This window comes from Paenibacillus sonchi (assembly GCF_016772475.1).
Taxonomy (GTDB): domain Bacteria; phylum Bacillota; class Bacilli; order Paenibacillales; family Paenibacillaceae; genus Paenibacillus_AQ; species Paenibacillus_AQ sonchi.
Genome location: NZ_CP068595.1, coordinates 3009069 through 3028334 on the forward strand (window position 1 = coordinate 3009069; position 19266 = coordinate 3028334).

The 19266-nt window shown below is 53.8% G+C and carries 14 protein-coding genes and 1 pseudogene; 5 read left to right on the forward strand and 10 right to left on the reverse strand.

Going from position 1 to position 19266, the window contains the following annotated elements; genetic code table 11:
• Positions 1–466: 466 nt before the first annotated feature.
• The 6 genes from JI735_RS13735 to JI735_RS35700 form a co-directional block, all read right to left on the reverse strand.
• Complete coding sequence (locus JI735_RS13735) at positions 467–2149, reverse strand: type 2 periplasmic-binding domain-containing protein (RefSeq protein ID WP_039834055.1); 1683 nt, start codon at positions 2147–2149, stop codon at positions 467–469.
• A gap of 103 nt (positions 2150–2252) precedes the next feature.
• Complete coding sequence (locus JI735_RS35680; RefSeq protein ID WP_233476384.1) at positions 2253–3212, reverse strand: helix-turn-helix transcriptional regulator; 960 nt, start codon at positions 3210–3212, stop codon at positions 2253–2255.
• Positions 3152–3862, reverse strand: coding sequence for a response regulator (locus JI735_RS35685; RefSeq protein WP_233476385.1), 711 nt, complete (start codon positions 3860–3862; stop codon positions 3152–3154). The genes JI735_RS35680 and JI735_RS35685 overlap by 61 nt, the downstream gene beginning before the upstream one ends.
• Positions 3843–4196: a sensor histidine kinase gene (locus JI735_RS35690; RefSeq protein WP_325175623.1), complete on the reverse strand. Its 354-nt coding sequence runs from the start codon at positions 4194–4196 to the stop codon at positions 3843–3845. Before JI735_RS35690 ends, JI735_RS35685 begins: the two co-directional genes overlap by 20 nt.
• Complete coding sequence (locus JI735_RS35695) at positions 4091–4978, reverse strand: sensor histidine kinase (protein WP_233476387.1); 888 nt, start codon at positions 4976–4978, stop codon at positions 4091–4093. The genes JI735_RS35690 and JI735_RS35695 overlap by 106 nt, the downstream gene beginning before the upstream one ends.
• The gene (locus JI735_RS35700) at positions 4975–5676 is read right to left on the reverse strand and encodes a hypothetical protein (protein ID WP_233476388.1); all 702 of its coding nucleotides are present in this window, start codon (positions 5674–5676) and stop codon (positions 4975–4977) included. Before JI735_RS35700 ends, JI735_RS35695 begins: the two co-directional genes overlap by 4 nt.
• A 144-nt stretch (positions 5677–5820) precedes the next feature.
• Here JI735_RS35700 and JI735_RS13750 point away from each other — a divergent pair, with 144 nt between their 5' ends.
• Entirely contained in the window at positions 5821–6771 is a 951-nt protein-coding gene (locus JI735_RS13750; RefSeq protein WP_020426977.1) for an ABC transporter permease, read from the forward strand.
• A gap of 15 nt (positions 6772–6786) precedes the next feature.
• Complete coding sequence (locus tag JI735_RS13755) at positions 6787–7659, forward strand: carbohydrate ABC transporter permease (protein ID WP_039834052.1); 873 nt, start codon at positions 6787–6789, stop codon at positions 7657–7659.
• Positions 7660–8075: 416 nt separating this feature from the next.
• Here JI735_RS13755 and JI735_RS13760 read toward each other — a convergent pair whose 3' ends face one another.
• Genes JI735_RS13760 through JI735_RS13775 form a run of 4 tightly spaced genes read right to left on the reverse strand, consistent with a single transcriptional unit; the run spans position 8076 to position 10990 of the window.
• Entirely contained in the window at positions 8076–8261 is a 186-nt protein-coding gene (locus JI735_RS13760) for a hypothetical protein (RefSeq protein ID WP_202677471.1), read from the reverse strand.
• Between the two features lie 41 nt (positions 8262–8302).
• The gene (locus JI735_RS13765; RefSeq protein ID WP_202677472.1) at positions 8303–9865 is read right to left on the reverse strand and encodes a hypothetical protein; all 1563 of its coding nucleotides are present in this window, start codon (positions 9863–9865) and stop codon (positions 8303–8305) included.
• A 56-nt stretch (positions 9866–9921) separates the two neighbouring features.
• Positions 9922–10851, reverse strand: coding sequence for a hypothetical protein (locus JI735_RS13770; protein WP_039834048.1), 930 nt, complete (start codon positions 10849–10851; stop codon positions 9922–9924).
• Positions 10838–10990: a hypothetical protein gene (locus tag JI735_RS13775; protein WP_020427107.1), complete on the reverse strand. Its 153-nt coding sequence runs from the start codon at positions 10988–10990 to the stop codon at positions 10838–10840. Before JI735_RS13775 ends, JI735_RS13770 begins: the two co-directional genes overlap by 14 nt.
• A gap of 296 nt (positions 10991–11286) precedes the next feature.
• On the opposite strand from JI735_RS13775, the gene JI735_RS13780 reads away from it, so the two are divergent.
• From JI735_RS13780 to JI735_RS13790, 3 genes and pseudogenes are all read left to right on the forward strand, one after another.
• Complete coding sequence (locus tag JI735_RS13780; protein WP_083886523.1) at positions 11287–13110, forward strand: vWA domain-containing protein; 1824 nt, start codon at positions 11287–11289, stop codon at positions 13108–13110.
• 12 nt (positions 13111–13122) lie between these two features.
• Positions 13123–16510: pseudogene (locus JI735_RS13785) on the forward strand (tubulin-like doman-containing protein).
• A gap of 4 nt (positions 16511–16514) precedes the next feature.
• Complete coding sequence (locus tag JI735_RS13790; RefSeq protein WP_202677473.1) at positions 16515–18950, forward strand: transcription initiation factor TFIID; 2436 nt, start codon at positions 16515–16517, stop codon at positions 18948–18950.
• The last annotated feature ends 316 nt before the right edge of the window (positions 18951–19266 follow it).

Consider the following 19266-nt stretch of genomic DNA (forward strand, 5'->3'; position numbering starts at 1 on the left):
GATTTAGGTGGAGAAAGTAAACTAAATTGGACTATATTACCTAACTAGAGGTGAAATGAGCTAAATTAGTTGCCCTTTTTCCACTTGGAATTGCTGAAGAAGGGCATATAAAGGGTACCCCTAACGTGTTAACCCTCGAACATCCTGCACGGAATACAACAAAATGTGTCTTAAGCAGACCGAATGGATGAACATCCTGTACGTTATACAACAATCTGTGCCCTAAGCATGCGCAATGGACGAAAATCTTGCGAATCGTACAACAATGTGAGCCAGGCTTCACCCAATGGACGAAAATCCTGCATGTTATACAACAAATGCGGACTTCCGCCGAAACAACAGCCGTTTGCGGAGGGCCCTCCCAGAGGTTAACGTGGATTCTGCTCAAAACAACAAGGGCTGACCCAAGCAGCCACTTTATGGCTTTTGGGTCAGCCTCTTTTTATACTTATTGCGGGAATTCTGCTTACTTGGCTGATACGGACTTGTACCAGTCGTTGACTTCCTTCGTGATTTGGTCGCCGCCGTTAGCTTTCCAGTTGGTGACGAATTCGTCAAAGGCATCGACCGGCAATTTGCCGTAGATGATTTTGTTGAAGGTTTCCATCTCGGACTGGCGCAGCAGGTTCCACTTGGAGACCATCGTTGGTGTGGCTGCACCGGTGAAATAGTTCTGCTTGCGGATATTTTGCTGCGACATTACGATCTTGGCGGCCGCCCAGTTCTCCGGCTTGCGGAACTCAGCCATTTGTTTTTCATAAGGCGTTACCGGTTTTTCACCGTTTGCAAGCTTGACGAGGGTCTTCATATACAGATCAGGAATACGGGCCGGGCCGGTCAGGAACGGGAATTCATTGGAGAAGTCCTTGATCTTTTCTTTGTCGCTGGTTGGCTGGCCGTCAATGATATCCCAATCGTAGCCTTTGGCAAAGCCATATTCATACGGGCTGCCTGCGGTCGGATTAGCCATGTTGTCGAGCAAATAATTGTAGTACAGGAAGATAGCTTCCGGATGCTTGGCATCCTTATTGATCATAATGCTGGCATTCACACCGGAATTTTGCCATTTGGTGCCGATCAGGCCGTCCGGTCCTGCAGGAATAGGGTAGGCCTTGTACTTGGAGCCTTTTACATTCTTGAGCAGATCGGGAGCAGGCCAGTCCGGTACCCAGTTGGCCCCTGGCAGAATGCCTGCGGTGCCTTTGGTCCAGCTTTCGGCTGATTTCCCTTCATCCCAGAGTGCGGAGTCAGCATGAATATAACCTTTATCCATCCATTCCTTCAGCTTCGCCAGGGCTTGCTTCGCACCCGGATTCACGGAACCATACTCCAGATTGCCGTTCGCATCCTTGTTCCATTGCTCCTCGATGGTGCCGTAAGCGCCAAACAGCCAGTCCAGCGAGCCCATCCAAGTATTAGTTTTGTTTTTTAGTGAAATCGCGAGCGGATACACATCTTTGGGAGCCAGACCATCAGGATTCTGATTCTTGAATTTGTCCATAATATTTTCCAGGTCGGCGATGGTCTTGGGCGCTTCAAGCTTCAGCTTCTCCATCCAATCCTCGCGGAGCCACAGCAGCGTATCGTCATTGTCGGTGTATTCCAGGATCGGCATATTATATTTTTTGCCGTCTCTCATGAACGGGTACCAGAGCTCGGGATGTGCCGCCGCATGGTCCTTCAGGATTTTGTTGGCGTACTTGTCAAACAGCTCATCAATCGCAATGAACTGGCCGGAATCAATCAATTGGTTGGTTAATACCGCATTGGTCGGTACCGATACGAAATCAGGCAGCTTCTCGCCGGAGGAGATGGCAAGCTGAAGCTTTTGTCTATATTGGTCGTCATTGGCGGGGTACCAGGTATCTTTATGTTTGATCCCCAGCGTCTCCAGCATCCAGCGGTCATGTACATTGTTTTCCTTCGTGTCGCCGTGCACGTATTTCTTCGGCATTAATACGGAGCTGATCTCAATCGGCGGATCGTATTTGCCTTTGGCGAAGGCCGCATCGGCTTCAGACGTGCTGGCACTGCTATTGGAAGCGGCATTGCCTTTTGGTGCATTCCCATTCGATGTTCCGCTGCAGGCTGTAAGTGTGACGAGAGCCGTAATCATGAGGAACGAGCCTAATTTGTTGAGCTTAACCATCATCATTTCCCCCTACTGTGTATAATCCTTACATGTGTACTGTACCAACTGCGAGGGGAGCGTATCTATATGAGTTTCTTAGTTTCGATAGGACTCTATTATGCTATTTTTTCCCGTCCCGGTATTCCTGCGGCGTGACCCCAAACTGGCGTTTGAATACTTTGATGAAATAGGCAGGGTCCATATATCCGATGTCATTGCTGATTTCATACACCTTTTTGCCGGTGGTCTTCAGCATATGGCAGGCACGGTCCATGCGCAGGCGGGAGATATATTCGCTGATGCCTTCGCCCGTTTCAATCTTGTAGATTTTGGACAAGTGGGTCGGGTGCAGATTGACATGGTCGGCCAGAACCCGCAAGGAGACATCAAGATGCAGATTCTTATCCGTAAACTCCTGAATCTTCTTCACGTAGAGGGAACGGATGTCTTTGATCTCGCTGGAGGTTCCCTCTTTCAGCTTGCCGAGCACGCTGAGTGACCACACTCTGAGCTTGTTGATAGAGGTAAAAGCTTCCCCGCTCTGCAGCTCTTCAATATCTGTCCCCAGCAGCTTCGCCAGGGTATGTCCATTCCGGTGCGCCAGATTGGAGAAAGCGGCCGTGATCAAAAATCCGGCCTCCATGCAGTGCTCCCAGGATTCGGGCCATTTCTCATCCAGCTCGGCACAGACATCCATCAGCTTGGCCCCGGCTGCTTCCCAGTGGCCGGATTCCAGCAGGTTAATCAAGGAAGGCGGGGTGTACAGCGCGTCCAGCGGCCCTTGTTCGGACGGTTCGTGCAAGTCGCTTACCCTCATGACGAATTCCCGCTCGTCTCCGACAATCTGGCGGAAATAGGATGAAGCCTGGCGGAATTGTTCGGGCAGCTGGTCAGGGAACCTGAACCATTCCGTGATCACAATCGACAGGGAACCTTTCAGGAATTGCTTTACCTTGTACTGCAGCTGCACGGACAGCTGCTCCAAAAGGCCCTCTGTCCCCAGGTCTGCGGCTTTTTCCTTCAGCTGCAGCAGAAATACAAGATATCCGTGCTCTTCCTTGACCCCCACACCTCCATACATTCGCCAATGATCTCTTCGGCCATATTGATAACCGCATATTCAATGAGCGGCTGGCCGTTGTTTTTATATTGTCCGAATTCTTCTTCCAGCCGGACAAGCATCAGTGCACAATCCCCATTGCGGAAGGGAAGACCGTAATTTTCCAGCTTGCGTTCCCATTCGTCGGCCGGCATCCGTTGGCCCTGCAGGGCACTCAGCAGGAGCTGGCCGCGCAGCAGCGGCAGATTCTCCCTTAGGGTATATTGGGTCCGTTCCAGGGAGCTGATCAGCTCCCATTCCGCGTTCAATTGTGCAATCGCGGTTTGGACGGCGCCTAACAGCTCGCTGTCTGTCGGGGGCTTGAGCAGATAATCGACTGCGTTGTGCTGAATGGCGCTTTTGGCGAATTCAAATTCCGAGTGTCCGGATAAGATAATGCATTTGATTTTCTTATCCCGTCTCCGTATCCGCTCCATCAGCTCAAGTCCCGTCATTTCAGGCATTTGAATATCAGAGATCACAATGTCTATAGGGTGTGTCTCAATGATCTGAAGCGCCTCGGAAGCGGAATAAGCCTTGTGTACTTGTTCGATGCCCAGCGTGTGCCAGGGTTTGGTCATGGACAGGTTGTCTACCCAGTGGGCTTCATCGTCAACAATGATCATTTGCATTTGCGGTGTCTCCTTGTAAGTTAGTGGGCAGAGGCTGCTCTTCCTGGGCCGGAATTTCCCAGACAATTTCTGTCCGGAAGCCGCCCAGCGGCGATTCTGTGAAATGCAGGGCGGAGTGATTGCCGAACTGGTGAATGAGCCGCTGATTCGTATTCCAAAGACCGCAGCCCATCTCCTCCTGCAGCGGCTCCCGCATCTTGCGGTTGAGCGCTTCCTGCTGCTCCGGGCTTAGACCCGGCCCGTCGTCGTCGATATACACCCGGCAGCAGCAGCCGGAGCACTCGCCGCTGATCCTGATTTCACCGGAGCTGTACGATTTGCCGACCCCGTGGATGACCGAGTTCTCCACAATCGGCTGCAGGAGGAGGCGGGGATAGAATAACTCAGCATCTCCTGCGGGATATCAATGTGATATTCGATCCGGCCATTGCGCAGCTTCTGGATATCCAGATAGTTGACGAGCAGCCGGACTTCATCATCCAACGTGGCGGTGTCCCGCTCCATCCGGGTAGTATAGCGATAGTAGGCGCTAAGATTATAGGCCATCGATACGACAGCTTCTTCATCCTTCATCTGGGCCATGTTAATAATAAAACCCAGGCAATTGTAGAGAAAATGCGGATTGATCTGAGCTTGAAGCTGCTTAAGGGTGGCTTCCCGGGCCCGGATTTTTTCGTTGAAGACATTTTCGATGAGATCCTGAATCTGATGGGACATATCATTGAACCGGTAAAAGAGGAACGAAAATTCGTTATGATCCTCCGAGTGAAGGCGTACGGAGTAGTCGCCCCGCTGCACCCGCCGGAGTCCTTTGATCAGCTTTTTGATGGGCCGCTGCACATTCTGGTAGAGCAGAATAGAGGCCGAAATCCCCACAACAAACAGCAGCAGCATGGATACATAGAATAAATTGCGGCTGACGGATATAGGCCCAAGGATGCGGTCGAGCGGCACAACGTCAACCAGATACCATTCCAGATATGAGGATTTGACGGAGCTGACCAGATAATTTTTATGTCCCAGACTGATTACATGCTGTGTGCTGCTGTCCGGCGAATGCTTGTCCAGATAACCGATCAATTCAGCGGTTAACTTCTGGTCCGCAGTACGGTTCAAAATCGGCGTTTCGCCTTTGTGATAGAAAAACGGATCACCCTGCCCCCCGTTTTATACGTATCCAGCATGTTCTGGATATTCTCCGAACTGAAGCTGGCTTCGACCACCAGATCGCTTCCGGTAAGCGTTCCCTGCGGGGCGATAGAATCGCTGTGGAACCAGTAAAAGGCCTTGGAGCTGCTGGAGGCCCCCGTTCCGTCGTCACTGTAAGTCCATTTGCCGCTCATATTTTGAATCAGGTAATTTTCATCATACCCGGTGGGTTTGTCGTAATTGGAAATGACATCCTTGTTCTGCTGGGAATATACAGCGTACCTGGACGGCCAGACGTCGGTTAAGCCTGACTGGAGCATCATCTTCTCCTGAATGACAAAACGGGTCTGCATACGGTCATAGCGGTCCTCCCAGATGCCCAGGCCGTTGAATTTCCGCACATTCGGATCCCTGGAGAACACCACGCTGAAATCCATCATCTGGTTGATCCGCGAATCAATCTGGCTGGACAAAAAAGTGAGCTGTTTGGTGTTGGACTCCTGCAGCTCTTTGCTGACCACATCGAAGGTGACGTTGTTTGAATACGTATACACAATAATGATCGGCACAAACAGCACGATAATCAAACTGTTCATTTTGGCGAATAAACTGAATCTGCTCCAGGATCTTTCTTTCACGAACATAAAAGCTTGGCTGAAACCCATTTTTGTCCCCCCAGACAATGCCCCTAATAAATCCCTATGTGAGCCTAACAAAGTAATATAGTCAAAGCTCAGAAATGCTTGCTACTATTTATATCAGAGATTCATACAACACACAAAATAATTTTTTGAAAGCGGGAGAGAGCGATGGAAGCTAACACTATACAGCAGGTGAATCCTGGAAAACCGCTGCGCCAATCGAGGAAAAAGAAGGTTAAGCAGCCGTGGATGCTCCACCTTATGGTGCTGCCGGCGGCGGTTATGGTGTTTATATTTTCTTATATTCCCATGGGTGGAATTCTTATGGCCTTTCAGGATTATAAGCCGAAGCCCGGATTATTTGGCTCTCCTTGGGTAGGACTGAAACATTTCGAATACATGTGGCAGAACGATTATTTCCTGCAGATAACCTGGAATACACTGTTCTTCGCCGGCACTAAAATAATCATGAACCTGATTATCCCGTTCTTCTTCGCGCTGCTGCTCAATGAGGTCAGAAAAATGGCGCTCAAAAGAACCATCCAGACACTGGTCTATCTGCCGCACTTTCTGTCCTGGGTTACCCTTTCGGGGATTCTGATTGATATGCTTGCCCAGACGGGGCTCATCAACCAGTTCATTTCCAGTGTTTTCGGCATAAAGCCGATTTTCTTCCTGGGCGACGGCAGCTGGTTCCGGTTCACAATCATTTTCAGTGATGTCTGGAAGGAATTCGGATTCAACATGATTATCTTCCTGGCCGCACTGTCCGGGATCAGTCCCTCCCTGTACGAAGCTGCGGAAGTGGACGGGGCGGGGCGCTGGAAGCAGACGATCTATATTACCATTCCGGCGTTGATCCCGATTGCCATTGTGGTAGCCACCCTGGCACTGGGCAACGTGCTGAACGCGAACTTTGACCAGGTGTTCAACCTGTACAGCCCTTTGATCTATCAGCAAGGCGATATTATTGACACGTTTGTCTACAGAGAAGGTCTTCTCAGCGGACAGTTCAGCTTTGCTACAGCCGTGAATTTGTTCAAATCGGCGATAAGCTTAATTCTGATCGTGATCTCCTACCGGCTGGCGTACCGTTTTGCCGGCTACAGAATCTTCTAGAAAGGAGGACATCCCATGTATCACAAAACAGTGTCCTACCGCGTATTCAGCGTATTCAATAATGTCTTCCTGACGCTTATTTCCGTGCTGTGCCTGCTTCCGCTCTTTCATCTGCTGATGGTGTCCCTCAGCTCAACGGCTCCGGCCAATGCCGGGCTGGTGACCTTTTGGCCGATCGGCTTCACCCTTGAAGCCTATGCAAAAACGTTTGACAACGCCAACTTTCTCTCCTCCCTGTGGGTGTCGGTAGAACGGACCGTGCTGGGAACGGCAATGGCTTTGGTGGTGAACACCATTGCTGCCTATGCACTCTCCAAGGAAACGCATGTTTTCCGGGCACGCAATATTTACCTTTGGTATTTTGTCATCACGATGCTGTTCAGCGGGGGCCTGATTCCCGGCTACATCCTGATTCTGAAGCTTGGGCTGATGGATTCCCTGATGGCGCTGATCCTTCCGGGACTGGTAGCGGTCTTCAATATCATCCTGCTGCTGAATTTCTTCCGGACGGTGCCCAAGGATCTCGAAGAAGCCGCCTTTATTGACGGGGCAGGCCATTTCCGGACCTTTTACAGCGTCTACCTGCCGGTCTCCATGCCCGTGCTGGCTACGGTCTCCTTATTCATTATGGTTGGACATTGGAATGCATATTTTGACGGGATTATCTATATCAAGGATGCCTCCAAGCTCCCGCTGGCGACCTTTATGCAGACCATTATCGTGCAGGCCGACATGACAAAGCTTGATCCGGCTGCCGTAGCCAATCTGTCGCAGCGTACCATCCGGGCGTCGCAGATCTTTATCAGCGCTTTGCCGATCCTGCTGGTCTATCCTTTTTTACAGCGGTATTTCGTAACCGGGATTGTGGTCGGTGCTGTAAAAGAATAGCCGGACCTGCAAAAGGGTCTGCCTCTATAAGGCACATACAAAAAGGCACATACAAAGAAGCCGATACTTCCTTCACAAGGAGCATCGGCTTTTTTGTTATTGTTCAGGAAATTATGATTTCCTGTTTTTCTAACCAGCGTTTGCAGGTGAGTAGTGCTAGTTGGAAAAAGGGAACTTATTTCCCCGAAAAATCAACAATTGTGAGATTTAAGTGGAAAAAGGGAGCTTAATTGGGCACTTTTTCCTCGTCAGGAGTGAAATGAACTGAATTAGTTATCCTTTTTCCACTTAACCTGCGGAGAACAGGGTACCCGGGCAAATTAGTTACCCTTTTTCCACTTAGGCTCGGAGTACAAAAGTAGGAGGGAAGACTTAAGTCTACTTTTTCATAGTGTTGAGAAATACCATATCCCCTTTTATGGGTTAGGGATTGGATTCATACTCCCCAATGATTCTACTATAAATACAGGCACGTACTCCTCCCCGGCATCGGTCCCCGCATAATCATAGCCGTACTGGAACTGGCCGGTAGCTAAGGCGGGCCCGGTAACGGTACCCACATTTCCCTGCAGCGCCAGATAGCGCCCGCCCGCGGCGGCCACAGGTCTGCCGGTGGAATCAATATAAATATCAACCTGCAGGTTTACGGTCTCCAGGGGTGAAGCTCCAGCTCAGAGGCGTCGATTAGCGGATACTCCTGATAGATTTCAGCAAATTGGTAGACCCCATTCGTCTGGCGGTATATGGCAGTCTGGCCCTCTGAACCATCTCCCAGATCCGCATTGGCGACACGGATGGAAGCATCATCCGGCTGCAGCTTGTAGCTGCTGCCGGCAAACGAGAAGAGCAGGGAGATTCCTTCAGGCTTGATGGTATAGGCCGCGAACGAAGTCCGCTGATCTTCGCGGCTGCCTTCAGCGACCACAACCGGGACTCCGGCAAGGGCGGAGAGCTGGTCGTCAAAAGCGAGGCGGATCAGCTTCTCAAAGCCCGGAATAATCTCTCCGGACCTTGTAGTCACGGCCCCGTTTTCACCCATGTCCGCATAGTACAGCTGTCCGCTGCTGTCCGTTCCGGCAACAGCGAGTCTGGCCCCGTATTTCCCTCTGACAGAAGTGGTCAAGACATATTTGCCCGGCGTTTCCCCGCCGGGAAGAAGCCGCACAGGCTCGGCGACATTCCAGGCGAGCTGTGCGGCGGCAATTTCTGCCGTTGTGTCCTGAAGCGGGGCCAGGTCGCTATAGCGCTGGATAGCCTCGGCGTACCCGCCGCTGCGTACCAGCCTTGCGGCGCTGCGGAGCAGCTTCGCGGAGGTGCTGTCGATCAGGGACAGCACCTTGGAAGAAGCCAGGCCAGCCGAAGCGGCATATTTGCGGTACGCCGCAGCATGAGCGGAGAAGGCGGCAATCTGATCGCCGTCTATATCTTTGCTGAGGATAAGCTTGGCGCTCTTCTCGATCTGGCTGGCTATCCAGGGAGCCGTATAGCTGTGGCTGCTGTAGGCATCGGCAAGGGACAAGGCGTAATCCAGCATGGGGGAGAAGCTGCCCGCTGCTGCAAGCGCCTTAAGCCGCGCGGTGTCATAGGCCTTGAACTCCGAAGCCAGCAGCTCTTTCTTAGCATCCGCCCCCCCTAAATAGACATCGGGAATGCGCAGCAGGTTCCATTTGAAGCTGTCTCCGTCATTAACGGCGTTGCTGCTGCCGCTCCGCCCCGCCGCCAGCTCGGCCAGAAACTGCGCCTTGAATTGCTGGAAGCCCGTCCCGAGCTGGCCGGAAATGCCTGAATCCGCCGACAGCTGGCGATAATAGGATTCATAGGGACCGCCGGATTTCATATATTGGCTTTTCAGGCTCAACAGGGAGGCATAGCTCTCCATGAAGCCGCCAAAATCTTTGGTGATCAGCTGGTCTTTAATTTTCAGCTTAAGCAGTCCCAGCCCGCTGCGGATGGCTGTGATCGGTGCCAGCTCCTGCAGCCTTGCGGCGATCTCCGCTTCCTTGTAATGAAAGGAAGCGTTCGTTTGCGCCAGCCGGTACTGATTTTCGGCGGCGATCAGATCACCTGCGGCGTAGAGCCGTCCGGCTTCGTGCACTGCCCCGATCTTGCTGTGGAGCCTGATGCCCTTCTGCCCCAGCAGGACCAGCATCAATATACACAAAATGATCATAATATTCCGCAGGGATAAGGCTTGTTTGATCGTCATATTATAGTAGCCCCTTTGTAAATTACAGTACATGTGTCCGGCTTGCAGTACTCTATTTAAAAATCGGGGTCCCAGCGGTATTTGGCTTCGCGGACTTCCGCCACTTTGAGATTCAGGCCATTCCAGGCCTCGTACGGACTGGCGTCTATCATTCTGGACAACCGCAGAAAACGGTCCTTGGGCAGGTCGGCTACGTATCTTCCGATCATGCCGGAGTAGAGCAGCGCGTAACGTTTTAACCGCACAGCTGCTCCGGCCACCGCAGTCAGAATCGCTGCCCCTTTGTCCATTTGAAGAATCTGTACTTCATAGGTTTTGACATAGCGTAATGTGCGGTCCTTGATAAGCTCGGGCCGCACTTTGGCAATCTCGCCGATATATTCGGCCAGCAGCGGTTCGAAATCCTTGAGCAGCAGCTGCTCCAGCTCCAGCTGCATGTCCTTGCGCAGCTGGAAGCCGTGGAGCAGCGCAATGCGCTGGCGGGAGACCCGGTCGCCGCGCAGCAGAATGGAGATTTCGCGCAGCTTCTCGTAGGCCAGCACGTCGTTCTCGCGCAGAACGGATACCGCCTCCTGGCGGTTGATCTCCAGGCCGTCCCGGATGCTGTCGATGCTGCGGCCAAGCAGCGCATTCAGCGCATACAGATTTTCGTTCTGGCGCACTTTACGCTGCGTAAGGAAGAGCAGTCCGGCCAGCACGATTCCGCCGGCCCCGCACAGCGCCATCTGCTGCAGGCTTTGGCCGAAATAGACCGCCGCCAAAGTCAGCAGGAGGATGAACAGGAGCCGGGTATGCATTTTGCGTCCGGCAAGGGCAGCGGCGTGCTGCTCTACTGCTGTCAGGGCTGCACGTCCGCATTGGCCGCACCTGTCTTCACTGAGTGCGGTATAACGGCCGCAGCGGCGGCAGATGCGCAGCTTGTCATAGGCATACCGCGGAGTCTTGAACGGCCGGAACGTCACGGGTTTCTTGTTATTGACGGGCATGGTCGCCTCCGTTCAGCGCAGCCAGCAGGCGCTCATCAATGTCATCACGGGTCAGCGGCTTGCGCTGGCGTGAAGCATAAATGAGAATCTGAATGACAGCATAAAGAAACGAAATCCCGAGAATGGCGTATGAAATCATGGAACTCTTCCTTTCTTCTTGGCAGCATGGCGGCCCGGGGTACGGTGATTAGCCCTGGGATGGCAGGGCGGCAGCAATGCAAACAACGTTTTTATCAAATTTTCAGGAACGTAGTCTATACTTAAGCTGTTGAATGCATTCCAGAATAACGGCGCTTGGAGCAGTCCCGGTCGTGCGGTCCTAAAGTTGAAGTTTACAAGGTTTAATTATATCATAATGGCATGCTATTGACAGAATTTAGCTATACTGAGACTCTGCCGTATCTGCCCTAATTTAACACAAGAGGAGCCCTATCTATGCTTCGTACACTATTTAATCATTTTAAGACAGCCCAGAAGATAATGCGGCCTATAGTTCTGCTGCTGCTGGTATTGTGCATTTCGGCGGCGCCGTTTGCGGGCGGAACAGCAAGCGCAGCATCGCCCGCGCCCTCTCATATTGACGCTGTGCTGCTGATTGATGTCAGCAACTCCATGAATAAGAGTGACAAGAACAATATCGCGGGTGAAGCGATGAAAATGTTCATAGATATGCTGTCGGCGCAAGGGGATAAGGTCGGAATTGTGGCCTACACCGACAAGGTCCAGCGGGAGAAGGCGCTGCTGCAGATTGGCTCTGCCGCCGACAAGCAGGATTTGAAGGACTTCATTGACGGCCTGGACCGGGGAGCCTACACGGATATTGCCGTCGGGATGGAAGAGGCCGTGAAGGTGCTGGAGAACGGCAGCGATCCGGGGCATGAGCCGATGATCGTGATGCTGGCGGACGGCAACAATGACCTTAATGAAGCAACCGGCCGTACACAGAGCCAGTCGGACCAGGAACTGGATGCTGCGGTGGAAACGGCCAAGCAGAAGGGGTATCCGGTCTACACGATCGGGCTGAACGCCGACGGCAAGCTGAACAAGGAAATTCTGGCCGATCTGTCCAATAAAACGTCCGGCAAGGCGTTCACCACCGATTCGGCGGATGATCTGCCGCAGATTCTCAGTGAAATTTTTGCCGACCATTTGAAGCTGAAGGTTGTTCCGGTGCAGTCCATTACGGCGAATGGCAGCTACCAGGAGGTCACCGTCAATGTACCCAACAGCAGTGTGCTGGAGGCCAATATATCCATTATGTCGGCGAAGCCTGTTACCGCCAAGCTGACAGACCCGTCCGGGAAGGAAGCGGCTATCCCCTCGAACGATGTGCTGCTCTCCAAATCCAGCACCTACAGCCTGATCAAGCTGCTGTCGCCGGAGCAGGGGGACTGGAAGCTTCAGGTGAAGGGCGTGCCGAAGGACAAAATCGATATCAATCTCGTGTTCAACTATGATCTGGAGCTGAAGCTGGACGCGCTCCAGTCCAAGACTTACAAAAAGGGGGATACCGTAGAAATTTCCTCCCACCTGTACAGCAATGGGGCCCAGGTAACGCTCAGCAACTTATATCAGGATATGAAGGCGGTGCTGCTCGCGACAGATACCGATACAGGGAAGGTTCAGGAGCTTCCGATGGATAACTCCGGTGCGGTGTTCAAGGGCTCTTTTGAGATTGCGGAGAGCCATAATTATAAGCTGAAGGTGCGGGCGGAGGAGAGCAGCTTCTACCGCGAAAGCGATGTGCTTACGATCAATGCCAAGACGGGAGCGGTGGCCACAAGCACCAGCAAGCCAGCTGGAGCAGGGGGCGCTGAGCCGGCACAGGATAAGTCTTCATCCAAAACTCTCTATTATATAATTGGCGGCATTGTGCTGGTATTGGCGGCGGCTGTGGTGTTGTGGCTGCTGCGCCAAAAATCAAACCGCGGCTTTGTCGGGCAGATGGTAGTGGAAGTGCTGGACGGCAACACTGGCGAGAAGACCTATCCGCAGTACAAGAAGCTGGCGGCCTTCCGCGGCAAATTCACACTCCACCAGCTGCTGCAGCTGGCACCGGAGCTGAAAGAGAGCGAGAAGCTTGTATTCACTCCGGGCAAAAATGACCGCCTGATGCTGCGCGGCAGCGAAGAAATATCTGTTGAACGGTCCGGACGTGTGGTCGATACGGCGCGCGGTCTGGAGCTGAAGAGCGGCGACCGCATATCCGTGGCGCTGCAGACAGTAGACAAGACCATTTTACTTGAGTATTTGATATAAGGGGGAGCACTCATGAAACCGGTAGTAAGAGAACATATTCAACAGCTCGACGTATCACTGGGCGGAGGAATCGTCAGCGACAAAATCAGAGTAGACACCATTGACAACCCGATCCTCATTATCGGCCTGGGCGGCACGGGCATCGACGCCCTGCTGCGGCTGAAATACCAGATTAACCGCCGCTTTAAGCTGCCTGAAGATCCGTTGTCCAAGAAGAAGCGGGATAAGCCGGACAACGTGGAGTTCCTGGCGTTTGAGACCAATGAGCAGGACCGCGGCAAAAAATACAAGGGCATCGGCCTCGACCCGCAGAATGAATTCGTGCTGCTGGCCAATGCCGAGATCGGCGGACTTCTGCAGAACCGCAGTATTCTTGAACCGTACATTACAGACTGGCTGTCGCCGGAGCTGAGCATAACCGATGGCATGAACGGGGCCGCCGGGGTGCGCCAGGCCGGGCGGCTGCTGCTGTTCACGAAGATCAATCAGGTTGTGTCGGCGATCGACAAGAAGATTAAGACCCTTTCTGTAGGCACCAGCAAAAAGCTGATGGTATTCCTGCTTACCGGCTTGTCCGGGGGAACGGGCAGCGGCTCGTTTCTGGATATCGCTTATATCGTACGCGGAATTATTGAACGCGACTACGGCTCTGCAGGCATCGACCGTGTGAATACACTCGGCTATTTGTTCACGCCGGATGTGAACCTGTCGAACAAAAGCCTCAGCGAGCATACCCGTGAATATATCCGCAAGAACGGCTATGCCGCGCTCAAGGAACTGGATTACTGGATGAACGTCGACAGCCGGGGGAGCGGTTCCGCCAGCAGTACGGCAATATTTTGACGGTGAATTCACCGCTGCCTCCGTTCAACCTGTGCCATCTGATCTCTGCGACCAATACCGAAGGCAAGCTGCTGGAGAACGCCTATGACTACTGCATGAATGTAACGGCGGAGAATATTACGAACTTCATGGCCAGCGAGGAAAAGCAGTCGGGAGAGGAATTCGCGATCCACGACTATATCAGCAACATCCGCACGAACATTGCGCAGATGAACAAGACGTATCCTGCCAATTATGAATACAACATCATCGGGGCTTCTTCTGCGGTGCTGCCGATTGAGGAAATGACGACTTATCTGGCATTCCGCCTGTTCGACAAGATGGACAAAATGTTCCAGCAGGCACCAGGGCAGGAGGATGTGGAAAAGCTCGCGCGCAAGCTCGGCATTGATCTCGACAGCATGATCAAAACTTTCGAGTCCCGTGTACCGGAGCCGCTGCCCGGCTATGAGAACAGCGAGCGCCTGAACCACAGCAATGTCATCAAACACCAGGTGGTGGATATGGATACGGAGCTGGAGCAGAACTTTCTGGCCCGTGCCCGCGAGGAATACATCAAGTCCAAGAAGCAGCTCCCCGGAGAAATCACCGGACGTTTCGGAGAAGAACTGGAACGTATCTTCCTGCATCCCGAGCAGGGTCCGTTCTATGTATCGCGGCTGCTCTATACCGAAAAAGGCTTCTGTATCCTGAAGCTGATCCAATCCTATATTGAAGCGCTGCGCGAGAGCCTGCTGCGGCTGCCGCGTGATATCGAGACGGCGCAGGACAGTGCGCAGGAGAAGCTGGGCGATGCGCGGAGCGCTTTTGTCTCCAAGGAAAAGAAGAAAAACGCCTATATTGAAGCCAAAATCAATGAATACTGGCTGCACGCCGATGTGGAGCGCACCGAGCAGATGATTGAATTCTATGAAGATCTGTTTGAGCTGCTGAATGAAGAGAACAACCGGATTTATGGGGTGTTTACCGAGATTCTCAGCGCGCTCAGCACGATCTTTGAGAAGAACGGCGATATCCTGATCAACGGTGAGGAGCAGGCCGACCACAAAGGCAACAAAACCTACTATTGGAATATCGTCAATGTGCCGGACATTGCCTCAACCATCTCCAAGGTGATGGACCAGAAGGATGGCGACGATCTGATCCGCGACTTCACGCGGGAGATGCTGAAACATTCCGGGCGCTGGGTCAAGGAGCAGGAAATCGACATTGTGCGCTCCATCTCTGAGTTCCTGAGCGATAAGTTCGGTGACCTGATTACCCGTTCCATGGAGGAATTCCTGGTAATGAAGTACGGCCGCGAGGAGCCGCTGGATAAATTTGTGGAACGGATTATCGCCGGACGCCTGGATGAGGATGCCGTGCCGATTTTCCACCTGAGCAACAGCTCCGGCAGCCTGCACTTCCCGTCCTGGGGATTTGTCTCTGTGCCGGTCAAGGCGCCGGGCATCCTGAAGGGAATCCGCAATTACCAGAACAACGCGCTGGGCAAATCGCAGTTTACCATCAAGGAGAGCCAGGTCAAAAACCGGATTTTCTGGCTGAATACGCGCAATGGGGTGCCGCTGTTCGTATATACGCCGCTGCGGGTGTACGAAGAGAACTATGAGCGGACCATCCTTGACAAAGAAGGAATCGGACGCCATCTGGTGATGACCGACAAGAATAACTGGACGTACCTGCCTTCGCCGATTCCGGAAAAATCCTGGGGCGATACCTACGTCAACAACCGTGTCCGTGAGTACAATGCGAGAGTGCGGGCTGATTTTGCCAGAGCGCTGGAGAATGGGGTTATTGTCGAGAAAGGCCTCGACGAAAATACGAGCAGCCGTTTCTCGGTCATCCTCACAAAGCCGTTTGATGTGGATAAAATGCTCAGCGGCTATGACCTGCAGCTTGGGAATTCGCGCCCAAATCTGGGTGAAGTGAAAAAAGCGGCTGATGAGCTGAAGTCGCTGCGCGCAAGCGGACTGGAACGCGAAGGGACTAAGGACATTTTTGGCAGCATTAACAAGGAGATGGGGCAGGAAAATCTGATCCGTTCGCCGCAGCTGATCGCGCGGGTCCGCGAGGAATTGGCCAAATATGACGCCCTGGCAGCCAAAGCGGCTGAACTGGAAGGGCTGCTTCATCAATATCTTGACGAAGACAAGTGGATCGACCAGTTTATTGAGGCGCTGTACACCGATACCATCACCAAAAAAGGTGCGCTGTATGTCTATGACCGCGACGAGGACGAAGACGCTTGGGAACCGTTCGCCAACTTAATGAAGGAACGGAGCTATGTGGAGTACGCCGTCTACCGGCATTTCCGCGGGCTGGATGAGAAAAGCCGCAGTGTTCTGCTGCGCAAAGCAGCGCGCCGTGCCGGGGAAATGACAGCTGCCGAGGATGTCACCCCCTGCTGTATAAGCTGGAAGGATTGTATGTCTCCTTCCTGGAAGCGCGCGACAGTCTGGAATACGAGCGGGTAGAACATGCGGACGGCGATGAAATGTACAGCTTCTACCAGAGCCTGACCGGCAAGCTTGGCAGCATCCGCAGAAAGCTGAAGTAAGCCTATGATCAAAGCACAGGCATTAACCTATGCAGAACAATATGCGGCGCAGGAAGAAGCGCAGCGGAGCAAAGGGGACGGGCGCAGCAGCATCCATTATCCCGCACTGTTCCTGTTCCTGGGCGACAAGGTGGCTTCGGCCATCGGTCCGGTGCTGGACGGCTGCGAGCGGAAATGGGACAATGCGGGCGGGATTATGGCGCTTCATGCCGCGTCCGCCGGCGCAGAGCAGGCTGGCGATGGAAGCCAGTCACAGCCTGAGTACGCCGGCAGCAGGAAGCGGGCGCAGGCCGAGGGCAGCAGAAGAGAGCGGGTCCTGGGGATGGCCTTGCCGGAAACGGCGGGCCGCGATCCCCGTACAGTCCGTCAGGACCTCTACCGCGAGTTCCACGAAGACAGCCGGTTTCTGGCCGGGATGAACCGCAGCCTGCGGCGTTTAAGCAACAGCATAGCGGATTATGGACGGCTGTACTCCTCTTTTGACGTTATCCATCTCTCCATCATTACGCGGGTCGATGACCCGCTTAATGTGCTGCTGCCGGAGGTTGCCCTGCTGGCCCGGGCCGTGCTCAGCCAGTCGTTCAAGTCGGTGCAGACCGACCTGTATGCGCTGATCAATGAGCGGGAGCAGGGGGACAACTTCGGTTACTCCAGCTCGGTAGGGCTGGCTTTTCTGCGTGAACTGGACGGGATGCAGCAATCGGATTACACCCTCAGCGCTCCGCTGCTGGTCACGGAAGACGGGCTGTCCATCCCGGTGGCCCACGGGCCTTCTGCACTGTTTGATCTTGTCTATCTGCTCTCGGACAAAAACGAACGGGGCATGATGTCACCTCATGGCATGGACGACAACTATGAGATTATTGCCCACATCAGCCTGCTCAAGAACCGCGTCCGCCCGGCAACAGATACGGCTACCGGACACGGCGGCTACAATAATATGACCTTCAAAAGCGGCATCCGGGGCAGTTCAGGAAGGCAGGGCTATGCTTCCGCCGGCTTCTCGGCGGTGCGCCGGCCGAACCGGCAAATCGCCCTTGCGGTGCTGTATCATTCCTTTCATTATCTGGCTGCGAAGCTGCAGGAGGGCGGGTCGCTCAGCCTGCGCGAGCGGCAGGCGCTGCTTGGCCTGAGCGCCGATTCCCTGCGTGAACGGGCCGCGGCGCTGCTGCCGGATGAAGCGGGGCTTGAAGAGATGACCGGGCTGATGAGCCACGGCCGGCCCTCCTACAGCGAGCTGAAGCCGCTGTCGCTGCGCGAAGCCGAAACGCTGCTGTTCGGAGACGGCGGGCAGGCCTATTTCCGCAGCAATTTTGCGGAGGTGTCCGCCAGAAGGGTGGCGGACATCGACCCTGCCCGCGAGTGGGCCGCTGTGCTGTCGGCCCAGGAGAAGGCGGTTCCGCCGCTGACGTTCTACCAGCTGGCGGAATGGACCGCCGAGCAGCCCGGCGGCGGCAGTGTGCTGCATGCGCTGCGCCAGCATATGGCCGGGCTGCGCGCGGCGATTGCCTCCGCGCAGGAGGAGCTGGAGCAGCTCTACGCGGAGAGCGTGGAGCGCCTGCCGTTCCAGCGCGTGCCGCTGCTGGACAAACGGACCGTGCGCAATTTCATTCATTATTTATTTGCGCAGGTGTACAGCAGAAAATATGAGCTGCTGCGCATGGAGAGCGAGCTTGCGCTGTGTCTGCGCTACGACGCGGCGCTGGAGCAGCTGCACGCGGAGAGCAAAGCCAAGGTGCAGACCATGGAAGCGCTGGAGGAGGAGCTGCACAGTCTGGCGCTTGCCAGCATCGGACGTACCGGCGAGACGGTGGACCAGAACATTATGGAGTATTACCGGAACGTCACGGAAGAGGTTATGCGAGATATTGAAGCGCGGCGCGGCCCGGGCATCTTCTTCAGCGACCGCTTCCTGGGGAGCGTCTCAGAGCTGCTCCGCCAGGGAGGCGCTGTGGTAGCTGAACGGCTGATTGAGCTGTGCCGCCGGGAGCTGCTGGCGGCGGAGGCGTTCGCGCTGCCTTTCGAGGAAGAGCTGCTGCGGCGCGCCAATGTTACGGCCGCTTACGACAACCGCGAAATTGTCTCGCGGGAGGAGCTGTTCAAGCGGCTCTACCGCAGCCTGGAGGACGAAGCCTGCATCAACGTCCGCCTCTTCGAATATACGCAGGAGCACCGCCATGAGGAGAAATATTTCTTCGGCGACAGCAGCTCCGAATTCCTGCGTTATGCTTTTGGTGCCGATGAGACGACACGCATCTACCGCCTCGGCTTCGTACATGAGCAGCGCAGAAGCGGCATTGAGAAGCTGAATCTGATGGGCGGCTTCCATCTGGAGGATCTGCTCTACTACCGCAACGGCAAGGTCTACTATGAGACCTACGCCACCAGCGGCTACCGGCTGCACGGCATCGCCGAGGAAGAGCTGCCGGAGCTGCGGTAGAGGCAGCGGTATAAGGCATTCTGTTGCAGAAAGTGCAGCAGAATTCGAAGGATTCGCTTGAATGTGGCTTTTCTTGCATATTCTATTGCAGGAAATGCAATAGAATGGGAGTATAGCCTCTTTTGAAGCCATTCTGCTGCTTACATACACTAGAATGGCAGCTGCTTTTCTCTAAACTCTGCAGATTGCCTCATCTCGGACTTCTTCATTGCCAGCAGTGCAGCTGCCGGGAACCGAAAGACATTTGGCATTAAGCAGAACGCTTTGTAACGGAGGCAAGGGAGTTCAAGCGGTCCTGCGCCATCAGAAATCATAT